Origin of the sequence: Stenotrophomonas sp. ATs4, from assembly GCF_051861585.1 — a bacterium.
In the GTDB taxonomy this organism is placed as follows: Bacteria; Pseudomonadota; Gammaproteobacteria; order Xanthomonadales; family Xanthomonadaceae; genus Stenotrophomonas; species Stenotrophomonas maltophilia_AS.
On record NZ_JBLYPK010000007.1, the window covers coordinates 66,137 to 89,938 of the forward strand.

General features: G+C 66.3%; 20 protein-coding genes. 7 read left to right on the forward strand and 13 right to left on the reverse strand.

Annotated elements, in window-relative coordinates; translation table 11 throughout:
* Window positions 1-160: 160 nt before the first annotated feature.
* From prpF to prpB, 6 genes are all read right to left on the reverse strand, one after another.
* Window positions 161-1,339 (reverse strand): 2-methylaconitate cis-trans isomerase PrpF, encoded by a 1,179-nt coding sequence (gene prpF, locus ABR323_RS13670; RefSeq protein ID WP_439449698.1) that lies wholly within the window; start codon window positions 1,337-1,339, stop codon window positions 161-163.
* A 3-nt stretch (window positions 1,340-1,342) separates the two neighbouring features.
* Window positions 1,343-1,705, reverse strand: a complete 363-nt coding sequence (locus tag ABR323_RS13675) for a type II toxin-antitoxin system RelE/ParE family toxin (protein WP_439449699.1) — start codon at window positions 1,703-1,705, stop codon at window positions 1,343-1,345.
* Window positions 1,702-1,944 carry a type II toxin-antitoxin system ParD family antitoxin gene (locus ABR323_RS13680; RefSeq protein WP_439449700.1) on the reverse strand — a complete coding sequence of 81 codons (243 nt, stop codon included), beginning with the start codon at window positions 1,942-1,944 and terminating at the stop codon, window positions 1,702-1,704. Before ABR323_RS13680 ends, ABR323_RS13675 begins: the two co-directional genes overlap by 4 nt.
* Before the next feature lie 100 nt (window positions 1,945-2,044).
* Window positions 2,045-4,663 (reverse strand): Fe/S-dependent 2-methylisocitrate dehydratase AcnD, encoded by a 2,619-nt coding sequence (acnD, locus tag ABR323_RS13685; protein ID WP_439449701.1) that lies wholly within the window; start codon window positions 4,661-4,663, stop codon window positions 2,045-2,047.
* A 106-nt stretch (window positions 4,664-4,769) separates the two neighbouring features.
* The gene (gene prpC / locus ABR323_RS13690) at window positions 4,770-5,927 is read right to left on the reverse strand and encodes a bifunctional 2-methylcitrate synthase/citrate synthase (RefSeq protein WP_089236472.1); all 1,158 of its coding nucleotides are present in this window, start codon (window positions 5,925-5,927) and stop codon (window positions 4,770-4,772) included.
* 35 nt (window positions 5,928-5,962) lie between these two features.
* The gene (gene prpB, locus ABR323_RS13695; protein ID WP_439449702.1) at window positions 5,963-6,856 is read right to left on the reverse strand and encodes a methylisocitrate lyase; all 894 of its coding nucleotides are present in this window, start codon (window positions 6,854-6,856) and stop codon (window positions 5,963-5,965) included.
* 154 nt (window positions 6,857-7,010) lie between these two features.
* Here prpB and prpR point away from each other — a divergent pair, with 154 nt between their 5' ends.
* The gene (gene prpR, locus ABR323_RS13700) at window positions 7,011-8,594 is read left to right on the forward strand and encodes a propionate catabolism operon regulatory protein PrpR (RefSeq protein ID WP_439449703.1); all 1,584 of its coding nucleotides are present in this window, start codon (window positions 7,011-7,013) and stop codon (window positions 8,592-8,594) included.
* Between the two features lie 26 nt (window positions 8,595-8,620).
* Here prpR and ABR323_RS13705 read toward each other — a convergent pair whose 3' ends face one another.
* The 4 genes from ABR323_RS13705 to pdxH all read right to left on the reverse strand — a co-directional run bounded on the left by ABR323_RS13705 (window position 8,621) and on the right by pdxH (window position 10,425).
* Window positions 8,621-9,058 (reverse strand): SMI1/KNR4 family protein, encoded by a 438-nt coding sequence (locus ABR323_RS13705; RefSeq protein ID WP_439449704.1) that lies wholly within the window; start codon window positions 9,056-9,058, stop codon window positions 8,621-8,623.
* Between the two features lie 32 nt (window positions 9,059-9,090).
* Window positions 9,091-9,552: a DoxX family protein gene (locus ABR323_RS13710; protein WP_439449705.1), complete on the reverse strand. Its 462-nt coding sequence runs from the start codon at window positions 9,550-9,552 to the stop codon at window positions 9,091-9,093.
* Window positions 9,553-9,690: 138 nt separating this feature from the next.
* Window positions 9,691-9,816: a hypothetical protein gene (locus ABR323_RS13715; RefSeq protein WP_439449706.1), complete on the reverse strand. Its 126-nt coding sequence runs from the start codon at window positions 9,814-9,816 to the stop codon at window positions 9,691-9,693.
* A 9-nt stretch (window positions 9,817-9,825) separates the two neighbouring features.
* A complete protein-coding gene (pdxH, locus tag ABR323_RS13720) occupies window positions 9,826-10,425 on the reverse strand; it encodes a pyridoxamine 5'-phosphate oxidase (RefSeq protein ID WP_439449707.1) in 600 nt (199 codons plus the stop codon).
* Between the two features lie 40 nt (window positions 10,426-10,465).
* Between pdxH and ABR323_RS13725 the strand changes: the two genes are divergently transcribed.
* Window positions 10,466-11,293 (forward strand): kinase, encoded by an 828-nt coding sequence (locus ABR323_RS13725; protein ID WP_439449708.1) that lies wholly within the window; start codon window positions 10,466-10,468, stop codon window positions 11,291-11,293.
* Between the two features lie 6 nt (window positions 11,294-11,299).
* Here ABR323_RS13725 and ABR323_RS13730 read toward each other — a convergent pair whose 3' ends face one another.
* Window positions 11,300-11,503 (reverse strand): dodecin family protein, encoded by a 204-nt coding sequence (locus tag ABR323_RS13730; protein ID WP_012511846.1) that lies wholly within the window; start codon window positions 11,501-11,503, stop codon window positions 11,300-11,302.
* A gap of 98 nt (window positions 11,504-11,601) precedes the next feature.
* On the opposite strand from ABR323_RS13730, the gene ABR323_RS13735 reads away from it, so the two are divergent.
* The 5 genes from ABR323_RS13735 (at window position 11,602) to mdtD (ending at window position 16,224) form a co-directional block, all read left to right on the forward strand.
* A complete protein-coding gene (locus tag ABR323_RS13735) occupies window positions 11,602-12,144 on the forward strand; it encodes a shikimate kinase (RefSeq protein ID WP_439449709.1) in 543 nt (180 codons plus the stop codon).
* Window positions 12,141-13,253 (forward strand): 3-dehydroquinate synthase, encoded by a 1,113-nt coding sequence (aroB, locus tag ABR323_RS13740; RefSeq protein ID WP_439449710.1) that lies wholly within the window; start codon window positions 12,141-12,143, stop codon window positions 13,251-13,253. The genes ABR323_RS13735 and aroB overlap by 4 nt, the downstream gene beginning before the upstream one ends.
* 122 nt (window positions 13,254-13,375) lie before the next feature.
* A complete protein-coding gene (locus tag ABR323_RS13745) occupies window positions 13,376-13,615 on the forward strand; it encodes a WGR domain-containing protein (RefSeq protein WP_135274776.1) in 240 nt (79 codons plus the stop codon).
* Window positions 13,616-13,639: 24 nt separating this feature from the next.
* The gene (hemE, locus tag ABR323_RS13750) at window positions 13,640-14,722 is read left to right on the forward strand and encodes a uroporphyrinogen decarboxylase (RefSeq protein ID WP_439449711.1); all 1,083 of its coding nucleotides are present in this window, start codon (window positions 13,640-13,642) and stop codon (window positions 14,720-14,722) included.
* 92 nt (window positions 14,723-14,814) lie between these two features.
* Window positions 14,815-16,224: a multidrug transporter subunit MdtD gene (gene mdtD / locus ABR323_RS13755; RefSeq protein WP_132810625.1), complete on the forward strand. Its 1,410-nt coding sequence runs from the start codon at window positions 14,815-14,817 to the stop codon at window positions 16,222-16,224.
* Between the two features lie 317 nt (window positions 16,225-16,541).
* Here the strand turns inward: mdtD and ABR323_RS13760 are convergent, their stop codons facing one another.
* Window positions 16,542-20,069: an ATP-binding protein gene (locus tag ABR323_RS13760; protein WP_439449712.1), complete on the reverse strand. Its 3,528-nt coding sequence runs from the start codon at window positions 20,067-20,069 to the stop codon at window positions 16,542-16,544.
* Between the two features lie 97 nt (window positions 20,070-20,166).
* Window positions 20,167-23,712, reverse strand: coding sequence for an ATP-binding protein (locus ABR323_RS13765; protein WP_439449713.1), 3,546 nt, complete (start codon window positions 23,710-23,712; stop codon window positions 20,167-20,169).
* Window positions 23,713-23,802 lie beyond the last annotated feature (90 nt).

Here is a 23,802-nt window from a genome sequence, read left to right on the forward strand (position 1 = left end):
CACCATGCCAACCAAGGTTGGCATCTACCAAAGCAATCGGTCTACGCGGCCGGTAGTCGCCAACCTTGGTTGGCGCTGGAAAATGCCCAGGCGGTGCCAACGTCATGCCAACCAAGGTTGGCATCCACCAGAGCATGTAATGCCGGCGCCGACCGGCTGGTTACTCGGCCGGCACGCGCACCTTGCCTTCCATCAATACGCGGGCGCTGCGGCTCATGATGGCCTTGGTCACTGTCCACTGGCCGTCAACGAAACCGGCCTGCGCACCCACGCGCAAGGTGCCGGAAGGATGACCGAAGGTCACTGCCTCGCGTTCACCACCACCGGCCGCACGATTGACCAGGGTGCCCGGGATCGCCGCCGCGGTACCGATCGCCACGGCCGCGGTACCCATCATCGCGTGGTGCAGCTTGCCCATCGACAGCGCACGCGCATGCAGGTCGATCGCCGAGGCCGGGATGGCCTTTCCGCTGGAAGACACGTAGTCCTGTGCCGGTGCCACCAAAGCCACCTTCGGCGTGTGCTGGCGGGTCGCTGCATCTTCCAGGTTCTTGATCAGACCCATGCGCAAGGCGCCGTAGGCGCGGATGGTCTCGAACTTCTGCAGCGCGGCCTTGTCTTCATTGATCGCCGGTTGCAGTTCGGTGCCGGTATAGCCCAGATCCGAGGCATTGAGGAAGATGGTCGGGATGCCGGCGGTGATCATGGTCACCTCGAAACTGCCCACGCCGGGCACCTCCAGGGTGTCCACCAGATTGCCGGTCGGGAACATTGCACCCGCATCGCCGTCATCGGACGGATCGATGAATTCCAGCTGGATCTCGGCGGCCGGGAAGGTCACACCGTCCAGTTCGAAATCGCCGATCTCCTGCACTTCGCCATCGCGCATCGGCACGTGGGCGATGATGGTCTTGCCGATGTTGGCCTGCCAGATGCGTACGGTGCACAGGCCATCGCGCGGCACGCGGGCCGGATCGATCAGCCCATTGGCAATCGCGAACGGACCCACCGCAGTGCTGAGGTTGCCGCAGTTGCCACTCCAGTCGACGAAGGCAGTGTCGATCGAGACCTGTCCGTACAGATAGTCCACATCGTGGTCAGGCACCGAGGCGCCGGAGATGATCACGCACTTGCTGGTGCTGGAGGTCGCCCCGCCCATGCCGTCGGTCTGCTTGCCATACGGATCGGGCGAACCGATCACGCGCATCAGCAACGCATCGCGTGCGGGGCCGGGCACCTGCGCCGCGGCGGGAAGATCGTGCAGGCGGAAGAACACGCCCTTGCTGGTGCCACCGCGCATGTAGGTGGCCGGAATACGGAGTTGCGGGAGGAAGGTCATGGATCAGTATCCTGGGTGCGACGAACCAATATCGGGGTTGAGCTCCTCGTCTTCGAACAGTGCTTCCATACCGCGCGAAGCATTCCAGATGCGCACGATGGAAACGTGCGCAGGTAGCTCCACGTAGTAAACCAGGTAGCCGTCGAAGCGACGAACCGGATGAAAACGCAACGGCGCTGGCAGCGAGGGCAACAGACCCGCATGCAGTGCGGAACCAGCACCTGGGTGGGCCTCGATCAGCTTGATGACGGATTCCACCGCATCGATGAAGCCGATTTCCAGCACTTCTCCGCCCTGATCTGCATACCAAGCTGCTGCCTGGTCAAGATCTCGAACCGCTGCAGGGGACCAGTGCGAAGGTTTCACTTACGGTTCCGTGCACGCTCACGCAGCTTGTCAAAGTGATCCGGCGCCAAAGGCGCGGAAGCCCCGGAAGCCAGCCCTTCGGCAATCAGCTGCTTGAGCAGTTCTTCAGCCTTGCTGCGCTGACGCTGGCGGATCAGATCACGCACATAATCCGACGTACTGGAGTAGCCGCCTTCGCGCACTTCCTCATCCACGAACTGCTTGAGCGGGTCGGTCAGCGAAATGTTCATGGTGGCCATGAGACTCTCCATTGGCAGTTTTTGCCAAGTCAGTGTGCGCCCCACCCTCGAGTCGGACAAGCCCGCCCCCGGCCTTCGGGGGCAGGCATTCAGCCGGCTATCACGCCACCTTGGCGCCTTCCAGGAAGTCCTGCGCAAAGCGCTGCAGCACACCGCCGGCTTCGTAGATCGCCACTTCCTCGTCGCTGTCCAGGCGGCAGGTGACCGGCACGATCACGTCCTGGCCATCGCGACGGTGGATCACCACGCTCAGCTCGGCGCGCGGGGTGCGCTCACCGACCACATCGAAGGTCTCGGTGCCATCGATGCCCAGGGTCAGGCGGGTAGTACCCGGCTTGAACTCCAGCGGCAGCACGCCCATGCCGATCAGATTGGTGCGGTGGATACGCTCGAAGCCCTCGGCCACGATCGCTTCAACACCTGCCAGACGCACACCCTTGGCGGCCCAGTCACGCGAGCTGCCCTGGCCGTAGTCGGCACCGGCAATGATGATCAGCGGCTGCTTGCGCTCCATGTAGGTCTCGATCGCTTCCCACATGCGCATCACCTTGCCTTCCGGCTCCACGCGCGCCAGCGAACCCTGCTTCACGCTGCCGTCTTCATTGCGCACCATCTCGTTGAACAGCTTCGGGTTGGCGAAGGTGGCGCGCTGCGCGGTCAGATGGTCGCCGCGATGGGTGGCGTAGGAGTTGAAGTCCTCTTCCGGCAGGCCCATCTTCGCCAGGTATTCGCCGGCGGCGCTGGAGGCCATGATCGCGTTGGACGGCGACAGGTGGTCGGTGGTGATGTTGTCCGGCAGCACCGCCAGCGCGCGCATGCCGGCCAGGGTGCGCTCACCGGCCAGTGCACCCTCCCAGTACGGCGGGCGGCGGATGTAGGTGCTCTGCGGGCGCCAGTCGTACAACGGGCTGACCGCCGCACCGTGCTCCACGCGCACGTTGAACATCGGGTTGTAGACACGGCGGAACTGCTCGGGCTTCACCGCAGCCTTCACCACCGCATCGATCTCGGCGTCGGTTGGCCAGATGTCCTTCAGGCGCACTTCGTTGCCGTCGGCGTCCACGCCCAGCACGTCCTTCTCGATATCAAAGCGCACGGTACCCGCGATGGCGTAGGCGATCACCAGCGGCGGCGAAGCGAGGAAGGCCTGCTTGGCGTACGGATGGATGCGGCCATCGAAGTTGCGGTTGCCCGACAGCACAGCCGTGGCGTACAGATCACGGTCGATGATTTCCTGCTGGATAACCGGATCGAGCGCGCCACTCATGCCATTGCAGGTGGTGCAAGCGAACGCCACGATGCCGAAGCCAAGCTGCTCCAGGTCCGGCAGCAGGCCCGATTCCTCCAGGTACAGCTGTACGGCCTTGGAGCCCGGCGCCAACGAAGACTTCACCCACGGCTTGCGCTGCAGGCCGCGCGCGTTGGCGTTGCGCGCGAGCAGTGCGGCGGCAATGACGTTGCGCGGGTTGGAGGTGTTGGTGCAGCTGGTGATGGCGGCGATGATCACCGCACCATCGGGCATCAGGCCCTGCGCCTGCTCGGCCTTGCCTGCCTCCAGCTTGGCCGCGTCGGCGATGCCGCGCTCGACCAGCTCAGACACCGGCAGACGGCGATGCGGGTTGGACGGACCCGCCATGTTGCGCACTACGCTGGACAAGTCGAAGTGCAGCACGCGCTCGTACTGCGCGGTCGCCAGGTCATCAGCCCACAGGCCGGTGCTGCGCGCATAGTTTTCCACCAGCGCCACCTGCGATTCCTCGCGCCCGGTCAGGCGCAGGTACTCGGTGGTCTGCGCATCGATGTAGAACATCGCCGCAGTTGCACCGTACTCCGGGCACATGTTGGAAATGGTGGCACGGTCACCGATGGTCAGTGCCGCGGCACCTTCGCCAAAGAATTCAAGCCAGGCGCCGACCACACGTTCCTTGCGCAGGAACTCGGTCAGGGCCAGCACCACGTCGGTGGCGGTGATGCCCGGCTGCGGTTTGCCAGTCAGCTCGACACCGATGATGTCCGGCAGGCGCATCCACGACGCGCGGCCCAACATCACGTTCTCCGCTTCCAGGCCGCCCACGCCGATGGCGATCACGCCCAGCGCGTCCACGTGCGGGGTGTGGCTGTCGGTGCCCACACAGGTATCGGGGAAGGCGACGCCATCCTGCACGTAGATCACCGGCGACATCTTCTCCAGGTTGATCTGATGCATGATGCCGTTGCCCGGCGGAATCACGTCCACGTTCTCGAAGGCCAGCTTGGTCCAGTCGATGAAGTGGAATCGATCCTCATTGCGGCGATCCTCGATCGCGCGGTTCTTTTCGAACGCCTGCGGATCGTAACCACCGCATTCCACCGCCAGCGAGTGATCGACGATCAGCTGCACCGGCACCACCGGATTGACCTTGGCCGGGTCGCCGCCCTTGTCAGCGATTGCATCGCGCAGGCCAGCCAGGTCGACCAGTGCGGTCTGGCCAAGGATGTCGTGGCAGACCACACGTGCCGGGAACCACGGGAAATCCAGGTCGCGACGGCGCTCGATCAGCTGCGTCAGCGAGTCGGTCAGCGTGGCCGGATCGCAGCGACGCACCAGGTTCTCGGCCAGCACGCGCGACACGTACGGCAGGGTGGCATAGGCGCCCGGCTGGATCGCATCGACAGCGGAACGCGCGTCGAAATAGTCCAGCGAAGTGCCGGGAAGGGTCTTGCGGTAATCGGTATTCATGGGCTGGCGGAATGCTCGTGGCGGGCCGGGTGCCGGCGGTACGGCGGTGAAGGCATCCGGCCGGCACAAGGCCGGCCGGATGCATGCAGCAGGTGCAGCGATGTGATCAGGAGCGCTTGTCGATCGCCACGAACTCACGATCTTCCGGGCCGATGTAGTTGGCGCTCGGGCGGATGATCTTGCCGTCGATGCGCTGCTCGACGATGTGCGCGCTCCAGCCTGCGGTGCGGGCGATCACGAACAACGGGGTGAACATCGCGGTCGGCACGCCCATCATGTGGTAGCTGACGGCGCTGAACCAGTCCAGGTTCGGGAACATTTTCTTGATGTCCCACATCACCGTTTCCAGGCGCTCGGCGATGTCGTACATCTTCAGGCTCGACTGCTCTTCAGACAGCTCGCGGGCCACGTCCTTGATCACCTTGTTGCGCGGATCGGACACGGTGTAAACCGGGTGGCCGAAACCGATCACCACTTCCTTGCGCTCGACGCGGGCCTTGATGTCTTCCTCGGCCTCATCGGGGTTGTCGTAGCGCTTCTGCACTTCGAACGCCACTTCGTTGGCGCCGCCGTGCTTCGGGCCGCGCAACGCACCGATGCCACCGCAGATCGCGCTGTACATGTCGCTGCCGGTGCCCGCAATAACGCGGCAGGCGAAGGTGGAGGCGTTGAACTCGTGCTCGGCGTACAGGATCAGCGAGGTGTGCATCGCCTTCACCCACGAATCCTGCGGCTTCTCGCCATGCAGCAGGTGCAGGAAGTGGCCGCCGATGGAGTCATCGTCGGTTTCCACGTCGATCGCGCGACCGTTGTGGCTCCAGTGGTACCAGTACAGCAGCATCGAACCGAGGCAGGCCATCAGCTTGTCGGCGATGTCACGTGCGCCCGGATGGTTGTGGTCATCCTTTTCCGGCGACACGCAGCCGAGCACGGACACGCCGGTGCGCATCACGTCCATCGGGTGTGCCGACGGCGGCAGCTCTTCCAGCGCGGCCTTCACCGCAGCCGGGATGCCACGCAGCGACTTCAGCTTGGCCTTGTACGAGACCAGCTCGGCGCGGGTCGGCAGCTTGCCGTGCACCAGCAGGTAGGCGATTTCCTCGAACTCGCTGGTGTTGGCCAGATCCAGGATGTCGTAGCCACGGTAGTGCAGGTCGTTACCACTGCGGCCCACGCTGCACAGCGCGGTGTTGCCGGCAGCGGTACCGGACAGGGCGACGGACTTCTTCGGCTTGAAGGTCGGGGTTGCGGTCGTATCGTTCATGTTTCCCTCCGAAACTTGATGGTGCAGGGTACTGCTTATTTCTTGGCGGCGAACAGCGCGTCGAGCTGCTGCTCGAAGGCGTGGTAGCCGATACGGTCGTACAGCTCTTCACGCGTCTGCATCGCGTCCACCACAGTGCGCTGGTGGCCATCGCGGCGCACCGCCTGGTAGACATTCTCGGCGGCCTTGTTGGCCGCACGGAACGCCGACAGCGGGAACAACTGGATGGCTACGCCAGCCGAAGCAAGTTCGTCGCGGCTGAACAGCGGGGTCGCACCGAATTCAGTGATGTTGGCCAGCACCGGCACCTTCACCGCGTCGACGAAGCGGCGGTAGGTGTCGAGGTCGTAGGCGGCCTCGGCGAAGATGCCATCGGCGCCGGCCTCGACACAGGCGATGGCGCGCTCGATGGCCTTGTCCACGCCGTCCACCTGGATGGCATCGGTGCGCGCGATCAGGAAGAAGTCCGGATCGGTCTTGGCATCGGCAGCGGCCTTCACACGGTCGACCATTTCACCCTGCGAGACGATTTCCTTGCCGGGGCGGTGACCGCAGCGCTTGGCGCCGACCTGGTCTTCGATATGGCAGGCGGCGGCACCCGCCTTGATCAGCGACTTCACGGTACGCGCGATGTTGAACGCGCTGGGGCCGAAGCCGGTGTCGATGTCGACCATCAGCGGCAGGTCGCAGACATCGGTGATGCGACGCACGTCGATCAGCACGTCTTCCAGGGTGTTGATGCCCAGGTCCGGCAGGCCCAGCGAGCCCGCGGCAACACCACCACCGGACAGGTAGATGGCACGGAAGCCGGCGCGCTTGGCCAGCAGGGCATGGTTGGCGTTGATCGCGCCGATCACCTGCAGCGGCGATTCGGCAACCAGCGCCTCACGGAAGCGGGCACCGGCGGAGAAAGGGGCGGAAGCGGTCATGCGGCAATCCAGGTTGAAGAACAGGAGATGAAGCGCAAGCACCATGCCAAGCTGCAAGCCGTTGATTTCACGAGGATGACCGCCGCGCAACAGTGAAACAGATGAAACACTGAAACAGATGTATCATGAAACATTCCGCCCAGGCCAAGCCGCCATGTACCTGCCCCGTTCGCCCGTGCACCACGTCGATGCCGACCCCGGCCGCCCGGTGATCTGGACGGTCAGCGTCTCGCGGCTGACCGGACTGCTTGGCGACGTCATTCCCGAATTCGACCGCCGCGCACGCATCGAGCAGATCAACCTCGGCTTCGAAGAGGCGGTTGAAGTGATCGGCCAGCGACTGCGCCGCGAGCACTGTGACGTGGTGATTGCCGGCGGCTCCAACGCGGCCTGGCTGCGCGGCCGGCTGGAACTACCGCTGGTACCGATCCAGGCCAACGGCTTCGACCTGATGGAAGCACTTGCGCGTGCACGCCGCATCGCCAGCCGCATCGGACTGGTTACCCACGCCAGCGATGTACCGGTGTTCAGCAACTTCCAGCAGAGTTTCGGCCTGGATATCGAGCATCGCCGCTTCGTCACCCGCGAAGACGCGCGCGACTGCATCGCCGACCTGCGCGCCAATGGCATCGAGGTGATCGTCGGCACCGGCATGGCCATCGACCACGCCGAACAGGCCGGTCTGCCTGGCGTGCTGCTGTACTCGGCCGACTCGGTACGCCAGGCCTTCGAGCATGCGCTGGAACTGACCCAGACGCTTGCCCGCTCCAGTGGCAACCGATCCACCCCACGCCGGCGCCCGGCAGCGCGTGCCGACGCGCATGAACTGCTCGGCGACAGCGATGCGATGGCGCAGGTGCGCGCACAGATCGCGCTCTATGCACCGCACGACAGCACCGTGCTGGTCAGCGGCGAAACCGGCACCGGCAAGGAACTGGTGGCACGCCAGCTACACGCCGCCAGCGGCCGTCGTGGGCGCTTCGTCGCGCTGAACTGTGGCGCCATCAGCGAATCGCTGCTGGAAGCGGAGCTGTTCGGCTACAGCGATGGCGCCTTCACTGGCGCACGTCGTGGCGGACGCGTCGGCCTGGTTGAGGCCGCAGACGGCGGCACCCTGTTCCTGGATGAAATCGGCGAACTGCCGCTGCCACTGCAGACCCGCCTGCTGCGCGTACTGGAAGAGCGCGAAGTGCTGCGTGTCGGCGCCACCGAACCGACCCCGGTCGACCTGCGCGTGGTGGCCGCGACGCTGCAGTCGCTGGAGCAGCGTGCGGCGGCTGGCAGCTTCCGTCGTGACCTCTACTACCGCCTGGCCGCGCTGCGCATCGCGCTGCCCTCGCTGCGCGCCCGGCGTGGTGACATCCCATTGCTGACGCAGCATTTCTTCCGCCAGCTGCGCGGCATCGACGCGCCACTGGATGAGGGTGCACTGGCGGTGCTGACCGCCGCCGAGTGGCCCGGCAACGTACGCGAACTGCGCAATCTGGTGGATCGTCTGCGCATCCACTGGCGGCCGACTGAAGGGCTGATTGATGCCGCGCGACTGCTGCAGCTGGCACCGGAGCTGGTGCATGAGGGCGCTGCAGCTTTGCCGGCGGAAAGCAACGGCAAGCGCCCGCCGCGAGCGCAGCTGGAAGCACTGCTGCTGGAACATCGCAATGACCGCGAGGGCATGGCGCAGGCGCTGGGGGTATCACGCACCACGCTGTGGCGCTGGCTGCGCGCAGAAGGGTTGTAGAAGTCGAGCTTGCTCGACTGCTTCACCTAAGCCGCCCAATCATCATCGTTGATGTACCAAACAATGAAATCTGCGAAGTTCTTCCAACGGGCAGGGGTTTCACCTGAAAGAAACTGATCATGCCGAGCCAGGTAATAGTCATGCACATCTTCCGTTCGCACATCGTACAAATACATCCCCTCACCTTCGTCAGATGACAACGGAAGAAAATCCGCTGGGAGCTCGTAACGATCCCAAACGTACTCAGCCTGGTCTGGAATCTTCGGAATTCCAGGGCCAACGATACGCAACAACTCAAGCCTACCGCTCACAGCAGGCAGCGCGCCATTGACCGCCATGTAGAACATCCACATATCGCAGTGAGGAGCAACGCCCAAGCGACGCATGACGTCGGCCGCCGAAGCGCAATCAGGATTCCGACGATCCGGGTACGCGCGAACCACGCGCTGGATCAGATCATTCATCCGCATTCAATTGCCTCCGCATCACTCAATGTTCAACGCGCCCAGCGCACTTCTATCGCGAACCGTCCACTCCCCACTGCCGCAATCCACAACAGCAGCACGCCCAGCGGCACTTCACTCAGGTAGAAGAACCAGCTCAGCCAATCCGGCACGCTCAGCCCCGCGGGAATGCGCGCGATGCCATCGGTCAATGCGGCCACCGCACAAATACCCGCCAGCAGCAGGGCCGAGGGCCGGCTGAGCAGGCCCAGCACCAGCAGGCCGCCGGCAATCCACTCAATGCCGCCGAGCACCGGCGCACTGAACACCGGGAACGGAATACCCGCATCGACCAACGTGTGCACCATGCGCTCGCGACCCGCGCCGGTGAACACCTTGTTCCACCCGGAGACGCAGAACATCACACCGGCGACGATGCGGGCAAGCAGCAGCAGGCATGCTTCCACGCCGCGACGCGCTGGGGGCACGGCAAACAGACAACGCCAGGACGGCATGGCAACTCCGGAAGTCGAGGGCATTCGTCGGAGTGTGCCGGTAGCTGGCCTGCTCGCAGATGAAGCTGACCGGGTCGTTCGCGACAATCTGCTCTCGTAGCGGATGCCCTGGCACCTCCATCCACGCATGGCGTGGATCTACTGCGCCCCATCGGCCGCCAGCAGCTCGTTCTCTTCCACCTGCACCATCGCCACCTGCCACGAGTGATCCAGCGCGGGCGCCGGCACGAATACCGTCACGCCATACGGCGCCACGCGCCTCATCACTGCGTCTTACGGGTACAGCAGGCGCTTGCTCCAGCGCCCTTCGGCGCCGGCTTCATAGCACCAGCGTTCGTGCAGGCGGAACTGCGCGCCGTACCAGAACTCGATGCGGTCGGGCACCACGCGCAGGCCGCTCCAGCCGTCCGGGCGCGGCACGTCCTTGCCCTCGAAGCGGGCTTCGATCTCGGCCACGCGCGCGTCGAACTCTTCGCGCGTTGCCAGCGTCTTCGACTGCTGCGAAGCCCAGGCACCGACCTGGCTCATGCGCGGGCGGCTGGCGAAATAGGCGTCAGCCTCGGCGTCAGCCACCTGCTCCACGCGCCCTTCAATGCGCACCTGGATGCCGGCCTCGCGCAGGCTGCGCCACAGGAACAGCAGCGCGGCCTGCGGATTGGCCTGCAGTTCCTGGCCCTTGTGGCTGTCCAGGTGGGTGTAAAAGACGAAACCACGTTCGTCGAAGGCCTTCAGCAGCACGGTGCGTGCCGAGGGACGGCCCTGCGTATCGGCGGTGGCCACGGTCATTGCGTTCGGCTCGACCTCGCGGCTCTGTTTGGCCTCGTCGAACAGGCCGGCAAACGTGGACAGGGCTTCGGCGTACAGGTCGCTCATGATTGCGTTCTTCTCACACGGATTGGGCTATTGTGGCTGTATGGTCGCTGCTGCGTATATGCCCCAGGTGAAAGGATTCCCCGAAACATTGGCCGAACAGGTGCTGGACGATGCACTGGGCAGCGGCGCAGCAGTTCCAGTATTGGTGATCAGCGGCCTGCAGGGGAGCGGCAAATCGACGCTGGCCGCCCAGGTGGTGGCCCGCGCCCAGGCACGCGGTCTGAACGCGGCCACGCTGTCGATCGACGATGTCTACCTCACCCGCGTGCAGCGCCAACGACTGGCCCGCCAGGTGCACCCGCTGCTGATCACCCGCGGCCCGCCGGGAACCCATGACCTGCCGCTGGCCCACGCGGTGCTGGACGCCGTGTCCGCACGCCAATCCTTCGCGATGCCGCGCTTCGACAAGCTGGCCGACGAACGCCTGCCCGAAGCGCAATGGCCGCAGCTGCAGCAACCGCTGGACCTGCTGGTGTTCGAAGGTTGGTTCCTCGGCACGCCAGCGCAGGATGACGACGCGCTGGACAGCCCGCTGAACGCGCTGGAACGCGAGGCCGACGGCGATGGCCACTGGCGCCGCTGGTGCAACCAGGCACTGGCCCGCGATTATCCGGCGTTGTGGCAGCGCTGCGATCGCCTATGGTTCCTGCAGCCACCGGATTTTTCGGTGGTGCCGCGCTGGCGCTGGCAGCAGGAGCAGAACCTGCAAGCGGCACAGCCGGGCCGGCACGGCATGAGCCGGCCGCAGCTGGAGCGCTTCGTGCAGTACTACGAACGGGTCAGCCGGCAGGCGCTGCGCACCCTGCCCGACCGCGCCGACCATGTGGTGGTGCTGGACGGTCAGCGGCAGGTACAGGACGTGCGCTGAGGGCGCCTATTCCACCAGGAAGGTCACACGCAGATTGACCCGCCACTCGGTGATCTCACCGTTGCCATCGGTGACCACCTTGGTTTCGTTGATCCAGGCGCCCTGGATGCCCTTGACCGTCCCGGACACCTTCTTCAAGCCACTGCGTACGGCGTCCTCCACGCTCTTGGGCGAGGACGCGTTGATTTCGATGACCTTGGCGACCGTCATTGCCTGTACTCCGGCTGGCGCGGGAGATCCCGCAGGAGCGTCCACCCTGACGTGAAGAACGTAAAGGCCAGGGCATGGAGGTGTTAGGATCAGAGGGCATGAATCCTGCTCCGAACCTGATCCTGATCGGCCCGATGGGCGCCGGTAAAACCTGCATCGGCCGCCGCTTGGCCGAGCGCTTCACGCTGGACTTCGTCGATGTCGACCAGGTCATCGTCGATGCTGCAGGCACCAGCATCCCGACCATTTTCGAGCACTCGGGCGAAACCGGCTTCCGCACCCATGAGCGCGAAGCCCTGGCGAGCGTGCTGGAAGGCCGCGGCCAGCTGGTCTCCACCGGGGGTGGCGCCGTACTGGATCCGGATAACCGTGCACTGATCGCCCGACGCGGCTTCGTGGTCTACCTGCGGGTCGGCGTGGCCGAACAGCTGGAGCGCCTGGCCCGTGACAAGGGCCGGCCACTGCTGCAGCGCCCGGACCGCGAACAGGTACTGCACGATCTGGCCGCACACCGCGACCCGCTGTACCGCGAGCTGGCCGACCTCACCCTCGATACCGACCCGTACACCGCTGCCGATGCGACCGCCCACCTGGTGGTCAAGCTGGCCACGCAATGGCAGCGCCAGGACCTGACCGAATGACTTCCCCCGCCCTGTTGCAGGTTGCCGTTGGCGGCGACCGCCCCTACTCCATCACCATCGGCGCCGGTGCGCAGGCCGACGGCACCGCGCTGGCCTCGCATGTGCGTGGCCGCCACGTGCTTTTGCTCAGCGACAGCGAAGTGGCTCCGCGCTATCTGGCTGCCGTGAAGCAGACCCTGCTGGCCGCGCGCCCCGATCTGATCGTCGGCGAGCACGTACTGGCCGCGGGCGAAGCCTCCAAGACCCTGGCCGAATTCGGCCGCGCGATCGAAGCACTGGCCGCGCTGGGCGCCACCCGCGATGCCTGCGTGTTCGCCCTGGGCGGCGGCGTGGTCGGTGATCTCGCCGGTTTTGCTGCGGCCTGCTGGATGCGCGGTGTGGACTGCGTGCAGCTGCCGACCACCCTGTTGGCGATGGTGGATTCGTCGGTGGGTGGCAAGACCGCGGTCGACATCCCAGCCGGCAAGAACCTGGTCGGCGCGTTCCATCCGCCGCGTGCGGTCATTGCCGATACCCGCGTGCTGGCCACCCTGCCGCCGCGCGAACTGCGTGCCGGCCTGGCCGAAGTGGTGAAGTACGGCGCGCTGGGTGATGCCGTGTTCTTCGAATGGCTGCAGCAGCATGCCGATGCGCTGCTGGCCGGTGAGGATGTGGTACTGGCCGAAGCCATCGCGCGCAGTTGCCGGCATAAGGCCGCCATCGTCGAGCGCGATCCGTTCGAGAAGGGTGAGCGTGCCCTGCTCAACTTGGGGCACACCTTCGGCCATGCCATCGAGACCGAACAGGGCTATTCGGCCCCGGGCCGCGATGCGCTGAACCATGGCGAGGCCGTGGCGGTGGGCATGGTGCTGGCCGCGAAGCTGTCCACCGACCTCGGCCTGGCCGATGATGCCGACCGTGCTCACCTGCAGGCGCTGCTGGAACGCCTCGGCCTGCCGGTGGCGATCCCGGTCGGGCTGGACCCGCAGGCCCTGCTTTGCCGGATGCGGTTGGACAAGAAGAACGTGGCCGGCCGCCTGCGCCTGGTGCTATGGCGCGGCATGGGCCGTGCCGAGGTGGTGCCGGACGTGGATGAAGCGGCGGTGCTGAAGGTGCTGGGCGCGGGCTGATCGCTTCCGCGTTCACCGGGCATGGCCCGGCGCTACCGGGGAGGTTTCATGAGGCTGCCGGCCAGCGGCCGGCACCATCGCGTTGCGGCCGGGGTCACCCTGGCCCCGCTACAATCGGCACCATGTACGTCTACCTGCAACATCCCGACGCCGGTGCGCAGGCACCGCGCTTCCTGCGCCTGAGCCTGCAGCCGGATCTGTTCGGCGGCTGGGAACTGCTGCGCGAGAGCGGCCGCGTCGGTGCGCGCTCGCAGCTGCGGCGCGAACTGTTCCTGCAGGCCGACGAAGCCCGCCACGCCTTCGAGAAGGTCCGCGATGCCGAACTGCATCGCGGCTTCCAGATCCTTTCGCACGGCGACTGACGCCGCTGCCCTCTTGTCCAAGGAATGCCCATCGTGACCAGCCCTCTCCGCAACGATCGCCTGCTGCGCGCCCTGCGCCGCGAACCGGCGGACTGCACCCCTGTCTGGCTGATGCGCCAGGCCGGCCGCTATCTGCCGGAATACCGCGCGACCCGGGCCAAGGCCGGCAGCTTCCTGGCCATGGCCAAGAATCCGGAAATCGCCTGCGAGGTCACCCTGCAGCCGCTGCGCCGCTTCCCGCTGGACGCGGCCATCCTGTTCTCGGACATCCTCACCATTCCCGACGCGATGGGCCTGGAGCTGTACTTCGTCGAAGGCGAAGGCCCGAAGTTCCGCCACCCGGTGCGTGATGAAGCAGCCATCGCCAAGCTGGCGGTGCCGGACATGGAACAGGACCTGGGCTATGTGATGGACGCGGTGCGCCTGATCCGCCGCGAGCTGGACGGCCAGGTGCCGCTGATCGGCTTCTCCGGCAGCCCGTGGACGCTGGCCTGCTACATGGTGGAAGGCGGCGGCAGCAAGGATTTCGCGCGCATCAAGGCGATGGCGCTGAACCACCCGCAGGCCCTGCATCGTCTGCTGGAGGTCACCACCGAAGCGGTGATCGCCTACCTCGGCGCGCAGCGCGCGGCCGGTGCGCAGGCGCTGCAGGTGTTCGATACCTGGGGCGGCGTGCTGTCGCCATCGATGTACCGAGAGTTCTCGCTGCGTTATCTGCAACGCATTGCCGAGGGCCTGGAGCGCGGCGAAGGCAGCGAGCGCACGCCGCTGATCCTGTTCGGCAAGGGCACCGGCCTGCATCTGGAAGCGCTGTCGCAGACCGGCGCCGATGCGCTGGGCCTGGACTGGACCCTGGACCTGGACGAAGCGCTGCGCCGCACCGGTGGCCGCGTCGCCCTGCAGGGCAACCTCGACCCGACCACGCTGTACGCATCGCCGGATGCGATCGCGGCTGCCGCAGCACGCGTGCTCGACACCTATGCCGCCGGCAACGGCGGCTCGCGCGAGGGCCATGTGTTCAACCTCGGCCACGGCATGTCGCCGGACATGGACCCGGCACACGTGCAGGTGTTGGTTGACGCGGTGCACGCCCACAGCCAGCGCTGAGCATTCCGCATGCAGTCACGGCGCGACCTTGATCGCGTCGTGATCCGCAGTGCGCGATCATGGTCTCCCCCACGCTGCACCGGCCGCACCCCATGTCCACATCGCCATCGACCTACACCCGCCAGCGCCCCCTGCTGTGGCTGGTTTCGTTGGCGATCTTCATGCAGATGCTGGACTCGACCATCGTCAACACGGCCTTGCCGGCGATGGCAGCCAGCCTGGGCGAGAGCCCGCTGCAGATGCAGTCGGTGGTGTTCAGCTACGCGCTGGCGGTGGCTACCTTCATTCCCGCCTCCGGCTGGATCGCTGACCGCTACGGCACCCGCCGCACCTTCCTGGTGGCGATCATCCTGTTCACCCTCGGCTCGCTGGCCTGCGCGCTGGCCCAGCACCTTCACCAGCTGGTCGGTGCGCGCGTGCTGCAGGGCATCGGCGGTGCGATGCTGCTGCCGGTCGGTCGCCTGGCGGTGATGCGTTCGGTACCGCGCGAGGATTTCCTGCGCGCGATGAGCTTCATCGCCATCCCGGCCCTGGTCGGCCCGCTGATCGGCCCCACGCTGGGCGGCTGGCTGGTCGAGATCGCGTCGTGGCACTGGGTGTTCCTGATCAATCTGCCGATCGGCGTGATCGGTTTCATCGCCGCAATGAAGATCATGCCCGACCACTACGCCAGCCATCGCACCCGTTTCGACCTGCGTGGCTACATCATGCTGGCCTTCGCGATGGTGGTGCTGTCGCTGGCGCTGGACGGCATCTCCGGGCTCGGCACGCCACATGCGCTGGTGATGCTGATGACCGTGGCCGGCCTGGCGGCGCTGGTGGGTTACTGGCTGCACGCCGCCAACTCCACCGCGCCGTTGTTCTCGCTGGCCCTTTTCCGCGTGCCCAGCTACCGCATCGGCATCCTCGGCAACCTGTTCTCGCGCATCGGCAGCAGCGCCATGCCGATGCTGATCCCGCTGCTGCTGCAGGTCGGCCTGGGCCTGGGCCCGATGAACGCCGGCCTGATGATGGTGCCGGTGGCGGCCGCAGGCATGGTGTCGAAGAAGCTGGCCGTGAAACTGGTCGAGCGCTACGGCTACCGCCGCGTGCTGATGGTCAACACCGTGCTGGTGGGCCTGGCGATGGCCAGCTTCATCCTGATGACACCCGGCCAGCACCTGGCCTGGCGCCTGCTGCAGCTGGCCTTCTTTGGTGCGGTCAATTCGCTGCAGTTCACCGTGATGAACACCGTGACCCTGCGTGATCTGGACCGCGAGTTCGCCAGTTCCGGCAACAGCCTGCTGTCGATGGTGATGATGCTCGCCGCCGGTTTCGGTGCCGCGGCCGCCGGCAGCCTGCTGGCCGCGTTCGGCAATCACCTGGACAGCAACAGCGCGACTGCGGCGCTGCATGCAACGTTCCTGTGCGTGGGCGCGATCACCCTGACCTCGACGATGATCTTCTGGCAGCTGCCAGATACCAAGCCGGAGCCACGGCAGGTCGAGCACGTAGCGGAGTGAGGGGGTTCGGCAGGGCTGCGCCCTGCACCCGCGGTAGTGCCGGCCGCTGGCCGGCAACAGCAACAGCAGCGGGCATTCCGTGGGATGGCGGGGCGGTGTCTGGTAGTAGATCCACGCCATGCGTGGATGAATCTCCATCGAAATCGAATATTTCGACAATTGAACGAACAGCATCCACGCACGGCGTGGATCTACGTGTCGACCAAGGTCGACACCTACCAACAGCAACCGGACCCACCCCGCCATCCCACGGAATGCAGGCTTTTGACGCTGACGTTGATTCTGCAGGTGCAGGGCTGCAAGCCCTGCAATAAACCCTACCTTCCCATCACCCTGGCAATCGCTTCCACCAGCAACTCGCCGGTCACCGGCTTGCGCAGGAAGCCGCCGATGCCGGCCGCTTCCACCTGCTGCTGCAGATCCGGATCGGTCCGCGCGGTCACTGCCAGCAGCGGCAGCATGTAGCCCTGGTTGCGCAGGTGCTGGGCCAGCTCGAAACCACTCAGACCCGGCAGATCCAGGTCCAGCAGGCCGACGTCGAAGTCACCGGCGCTGATCTCGCGCAGCGCCGCCAGCGCATGACCGGCATGCACCACCTCGTGGCCGCGCGCGCTCAACAGCCCACGCACCACATCGGCCACGGTGGCATCGTCCTCGACCAGCAGCACGCGCAGCGGGGGCATGTTCGCCGCTTCTTCGCGGTGCGCTTCACCAGCGGCCTCGGCATCGGCGTCGACCACCAGCGCCAACGGCAGGGTCACGCTGAAACAGGTGCCCCGCCCCAGCTGGCTCTCGACCTGGATCCGGCCCTGCATGGCCTGCGCCAGCTCGCGGCAGATCGCCAGGCCCAGGCCGCTGCCGCCGTACTGCGCGGCGGTACGCGCACCATCGGCCTGTTCGAAGCGGCGGAACAGGCGTTGCTGTTGCTCCTGGCTGATGCCCGGGCCGGTATCGCGCACCTCGAAGTGCAGCGCGCGTAGTTCGCCATCACTGCGCGCGTGCAGGGTGATGGTGCCGCGGCTGGTGAACTTCACCGCGTTGGACAGCAGATTGAGCAGGATCTGGCGTACCCGCATCGCATCACCGGTAGCCTGCAGGCCCGGCGGCAACTGGTTGTCGAGGGTGAAACGAAGGCCCTTCTGCGCGGCCAACGGCCCCATCAATGCGGCCAGGTCCTGCAGCAGACGACTCAACGCGAACGGCTTGGACTGCAGCTCCAACCTGCCCGATTCGATCCGCGCCAGGTCCAATGCATCGTTGACCAGGTGCAGCAGATGCTCGCCGGCGTGGCGGATCGATTGCGTGTAGCCGCGCTGCTGCGGATCCAGTGGCGAGGACAGCAGCAGCTCGCTCATGCCCATCACACCGGTCATCGGCGTGCGTATCTCATGACCGAGGTTGGCCAGGAAACGGGTCTTGGCCGCCGACGCCTGTTCGGCCAACTCCTGCTTGTGCAGCGCCAACTGGTAGGCGTGGCGACGCTGCAGACGGCGGCGGTACAACCAGGCGAACCAGCTTGTCAGCAGCAGCGCGATCGACGCCAGCACCAGCAGGCCGGACAGGCTGCGCCACCACGGCGGCTGCACACGGAATTCCAGGCTCTGTACCCGCGACCAGACGTGGTCGGCCGAGCGCGCCTGCACTTCCAGGCGATAGCTGCCGGGCGGCAGCCGCGAGAACAGGCGTTCACCGGCTGGCCCCACCTCAACCCAGTCCGGATCGTAGCCCGCCAACCGGTAGCGGTAAGTGTTGGAGGCCGAATCGGCAAACGACAGCAGGCGCGCGACAATGCGCAGGTCACGGTCGCCATCGGCAATCTGCAGTGGCGTGTCGTGGGTCAGGTCCAGCACCTGCTCGTTGCGACGCACCTCGACACGCTCGATCACCAGCGGCGCACGCCGCACCGATGGCCGCACCTGTTCCGGGTCGAACACCACCACGCCGGCCGGTGTGCCCGCCACCAGATGTCCATCGCCCGAGGTCGTCAGCGTGTGCTCGCGGAACTCCTGGCTCGGCAGGCCGTCATGCACGCCATACAGCCGCACGCTCTGACCATCGGCACCAACCCGCACCAGCCCGCGTGCACTGGTCGCCCAGGCCACGCCCTGCGCGTCAACCACCAGGCCAGAGGCGGAGATCGCCGGATAGCCCTGTTCGGCACCGACCACGGCCTGTCGTTCCAGCCGCCCCTGGCTCCAGCGATAACGCGACAGGCGCCCGTCTTCGGACAGCCAGACCTGGCCATCGCGGCCCACGTGCAGCGCATGGATTGCCGTCGCCGGCGCACCCGGCACCGGCTGGAAGCGTTCGCTCTCCGGCAGCCACTGCAGCAGGCCACGGCTGCTGGCCAGCCAGATGTGGTCCTGTGGACCGCATTCCACGTCGAGGTTGAGCTGGCCCTGCTGCAATCCACGCTGGCCGTTGTCCAGTTGCCGGCGCAGGCCCCCATCCAGGTCGCGTTGCTGCAGGCCGGCCGGCAGCATCAACCAGAGGCTGTCGCCATCGCAGGTCATCATCGATTCGATGACGCCTTCCATGGTCGCGTCGGCACCGGCATCACGGCCCCAGCGGCGCAGGTCACCACGCTTGGGGTCGTAACGCATCAATGCGTCGGTCGAGCCGATCCAGACCTGCCCACGCCGGTCCTCGCGCACCGAGGTCAGCCAGTACATGCCATTGACCCAGGTACGGTGCTGCTCGATCTTGCCGGTCTTCGGGTCGAAGCGGTCCAGTGCGCCGTGGCTGCCCACCGTCCAGATACCGCCATTGCTGGAGGGGCTGGTGCCCAGCACGAAGGCATTGCGCAGCGAGCTGGGATCGTCCTCCAGCCGCGACAGCACCGAGAACTGCCACCAGCGCGGCAGCAGGTGCCACAGGCCGGCATTGGTGCTGGCCAGCCAGATGCCGCCTTCGCGGTCCTCGTAGGCGCCGGTCCAGTTCGGCCGTACCGGGCCGCGCGCAACCGCGCTGTACAAGGGAACGGTCTGGTACTGGCCGTCCACCGCCCGGCCCAGGCCACTGCGGGTATCCAGCCAATGCCCGCCCTGCTCGTCGCGCAGCATCATACCGAGCACCTGCTCGCCCTGCGGCAGCTTCCACGGCAACGCTTCGAAACGACCATCGGGACGACGCACGGTGGCACCGGCCATGGTGCTGATCCACAGGCTGCCGTCGGGTTCGCTGGTCAGGCCATTGATCAGCAGACTGGGAATCACGTCCGCGCCGATGCGCTCGAAATCGGTGCCGGTCCAGCGCGCCACGCCATGCTTGGTGCCCACCCACAGGCTGCCGTCGGCCAGGGTGACCAGGTAGGGCACCGACGCGGCAGGCAGGCTGCGCGGATTGTTCGCCTCCGGCAGGAAGCGCTGCAGGCGGTCCTGGCTGTCCAGGCGGTACAGGCCACCCTCGTGGGTGCCGAACCAGACCGAGCCGTCCGGCGTGGTTGCCAGGCTCCAGATGGTGTTGGTGCCCATCAGCGGCTGGCTGCTGCGATCGTAGAAATGCAGTTGCCGACGGTCGGCCGACATCCGCACCAGGCCAGCGTTCTCGGTGCCGATCCAGAGTTGGTTGCGCGCATCCACCAACACCGTCCAGATGCGGTTGTCGCGCAGTCCGTCTTCCGAGCGCCAGATCCGGTAGTTGCGGCCATCGTAGCGGGCCAACCCGTCGTTGGTGGCGATCCACAGGTAGCCGTAGCGGTCTTCGGCCATGCGATTGACCGTATTGGATGGCAGGCCATCGAACACTGTCACCTGGCGCGGGCTCGGCGGCACCGGCTGCGCCGCAGCAGGCGACAGGCAGCACAGGAGGACCAGCAGCAGCATCGCCGCCCGCAGATACACCACCGATTGCCTCCTCACGCTGCGTCTGATTGATTCCCGCGCTGCGGGCGTCGGCATGGTAAACCGAAAGTCACGCTGTTCACGTCCGGCACCGACGCTTTCAATGTGCGACCTGTCGTTTTGTGCGAGCCTGGGCAATCGCGGTCACCAGCAGATCGCCAGTCACCGGCTTGCGCAGGAATCCATCGAAGCCGGCTGCCAGCACCTGGCTTTCGGCATAGGCATCGGAACGTGCGGTGACCGCCACCAGCGGCAGTTCATAGCCCATGGTACGCAGCTGGCGGGCGATGGCGGTGCCATCCAAGGCAGGCAGGTCGAGGTCGAGCAGGCCGACATCGAAACCATCCGTGGCGATCTCCGACAATGCTCCCAGCCCGTGCAGCACATGCACCACCTGGTGGCCGCGGCCACGCAGCAGTCCGGCGATGACCTCGGCCACGGTGGCATCGTCTTCGACCAGCAGGATGCGCAAGGGCGGCAGCACCGGCAACGCCGCAGAGTCGCCCTGTGCGTTGGCCGCCTGCCGGGTCCATGGCAACGGCAGGCGCACCTGGAAGCGCGCGCCCTTGCCCGGCTGGCTGTCCACTTCGATGCACCCGCCCATCGCCACCGCCAGTTCCTGGCAGATCGCCAGGCCCAAGCCGCTGCCACCATAGCGTGACGCGGTGCGTGGGCCGTCGGCCTGCTCGAAGCGATGGAACAACCGCTCCTGCTGCTCGGCATTGATGCCGGGCCCACTGTCGTGCACCTCGAAGCAGAGGCCAGCGCCGTTGTCATCCAGGCGCACGGCCAGGCCGACGTGGCCTCGTTCGGTGAACTTGATTGCATTGCCCAGCAGGTTGAGCAGGATCTGGCGCACGCGCATCTCATCCCCACTGACACTGATCGGCCCGGGGGGATCGTCACCTCGCTGGAAGGCCAGTTGACGCTGCTGCGCCATCGGCTGCATCAGCGCCTGCACCTGGTCGAGCAGGCCGGCCAGGTCGAACGGACGCAGGTCCAGCTCAAGCCGTCCAGCCTCGATGCGGGCCAGGTCCAGTGCATCGTTGACCAGCCGCAGCAGGTGGCTGCCCGCCTGCTGGATCGAGCCGGCATAACTGCGCTGCACCGGGTCGAGCGGCGTGGCCAGCAGCAGTTCGCTCATGCCCAGCACGCCGGTCATCGGCGTGCGCACTTCGTGGCCCAGCGTGGCCAGGAAACGGCTCTTGGCCTGCGACGCCTGCTCGGCCAACTGCTGCTTGTGCACGGTCAACTGCCATTGCTGGCGGCGACGCAGGCGCGCCCGGATCGACCAGACCAGGGTCACCACCAGCAACGATCCCAGCAGGATGTAGCCGAAGATCGCCATGCCGCTGCGCCACCATGGCGGCAGCACTTTCACCTGCAGCCGTTGCGACGGGGTCCATGTGCCGCTGGCCGTCGCCGCCTGCACTTCGATGACATAGCTGCCGGTGGGCAACCGCGAGAGCGTGCGCTGGCCATCGCCGCCCTGCTCGACCCAGTTCTGGTCGTAGCCGCGCACCCGGAAGCGATAGCGATTGCCCTGCGGATTGGCGTAGGACAGCAACCGCGCATCGATCTGCAGATCGCGGTCATCCGGCCCCAGCAGCAGGGTGCCTGTATTCGGCAGAGGCTGCCAGCCACGGGCATCGTCACGACGTACGCGCACTCCGGCAATGACCAATGACGAGGGCGGTAGCACCGCGTCAGCCGCGTTCACGTCGAACGCGACCAGCCCGGTCTGGCTCACGGCCAGCACACGACCATCGGCGTTCACTGCCGGCGGCCGGCTGGTGAACTCGGCATCGGACAGGCCATCGCGTTCGTTGAACTGCTGCAGGCGCCGTGCCTTGGGATCCCAGCGCAGCAGACCGCGTGGCGTGGTCGCCCACAGGCGGCCGTCATCGGCCAGCGCCAGGCCGCCCATGCTGACCGCAGGCACTCCGGCGCTGCCATCAACACGCTGGATCAGGCGCAGACTCATGCCATCCCACTGGTAGCGCTCGAGCGCGCCCTGCCGGGCCAGCCACAGCTGTTGCGGATCAATCCACACCAGATCGTAGATGAGTCCACGCGAGACACCCGGCACCGCTTCGAATCGCCCCGCGTGCTCGCGCCAGATGCCCAGGTCGCCCATCACCCAGGCCTGGCCGTGACCATCGAAACGGATCTGCTCGATCGGCGAATCTGCGGTACCGCGGATGTCGTCCAGCGGGAAACTGCGCAGCAGCCGGCCCTCGGCGCTGCGCTGCTGCAAGCCCAGGTTCATCACCGACAGCCAGACTGTGCCATCCGGCGCCTGTCGCATCAGATCGATGCGCTGGCGCAGGTCGGCGCCGCCCTCGATGCGCCAGTCATGCAGCGCACGGGTGGCCGGATCGTACACGCTGATGCGGCCTGCGCGCCCCAGCCACAGGCGCCCATCCGGCCGCGGCAGCACCGACCACACCGCACCACCACCAATCTCACGATCGCTGGCCAGCAGGCGAAGCGTGCCCTGCGCATCCAACTGGTACACGCCATGCGCCGAGCCGACGTAGTAGTTCGTGCCATCGCTGGCGGCACTCAGCAGATATTGGCTGTCCAGCGGTTTGCCATCGAGTTGATTCCAGATCGAGAAGCGGCGCCAGTCCGGCGGCAGGTAGGCCAGGCCCTGGGTCAACAACGCGACCCACAACCCACCTTCATGGTCCTGCAGCAGATCAAGCACTCCGCTTTGCGCGGTCAGGAAGCCGCTGCCACGGTCTGCCTCGAGCCGGCGCAGCGCACTGGCGTCACCACGCAGCAGCCCATCGGAGGTGCCCGCCCAGTAGCCGCCCTGGCGATCGGCCAGCACCAGTGCCGAACGCAGGCTGGCGCTGTCGGCCCAGCGCGGACGGCTGACCCGGTCCTGCGCATCGATGCGGTACAGGCCCTCGTTCTGGCTGCCAACCCAGATCGAGCCGTCAGGATCCTGGCTCAACCGCAGTACGCTCAGCGTGCCCAGCTCGCGTGGTGCCACGGTTTCAAAGCCACTGCCATTCCAGCGCGCCAGGCCGGCTTCGGTGCCGATCCACAGACGGCCCCGTGCATCGACCAGGCTGCTGAAGATGGTGTTGCTGGGCAGTCCACCAGAATGTGCCGGATCATGCTGGAAGAAGCGCAGGCTGCCGTCCTCGCCGAAACGGCAGACACCATGGCCGCTGGTGCCGATCCACAGCGCGTCCTCGGCATAGGCCAGGGTCCAGAACTGGCTCATGCACGGGCCGTTGACCGTGTCGAAGGTCTTGAAGCGCTCGCGATCAGCATCCAGGCGGGCCACGCCCTTGCCGTTGATGCCCACCCAGACACGGTCCAGCGGATCGACCAGCAGGGTCTCGATCTCGTTGCCGGGCAGCGAACCCGGCTGTTCCGGATCGTGCTCCCAGACCCTCAGGCCACCCCCGTCGTAGCGCACCAGGCCTCCGTCGGTGGCCGCCCAGACATGCCCCTGGCGATCCTCGGCCAATGCCAGCACCATGCGTGATGGCAACCCTTCGGCGGCACCGAAGCGCCGCAGGCGTGGTGTTTCTGCCGTGTCCACGGTCGCAGCCGCCACGGCAAACGCCATCAGCAGCAGTCCCGTACCCGCGATGCCTTGGCACCACAGGCGCCAGCCGCTCGTCATCCTGAACCCCCTGTCCTGTCCCGATTGTCACACAGGGGCGGGTTCATGGCTGCAACAGGCTGTTTCCACACAAGTTCCCACCACGAACTG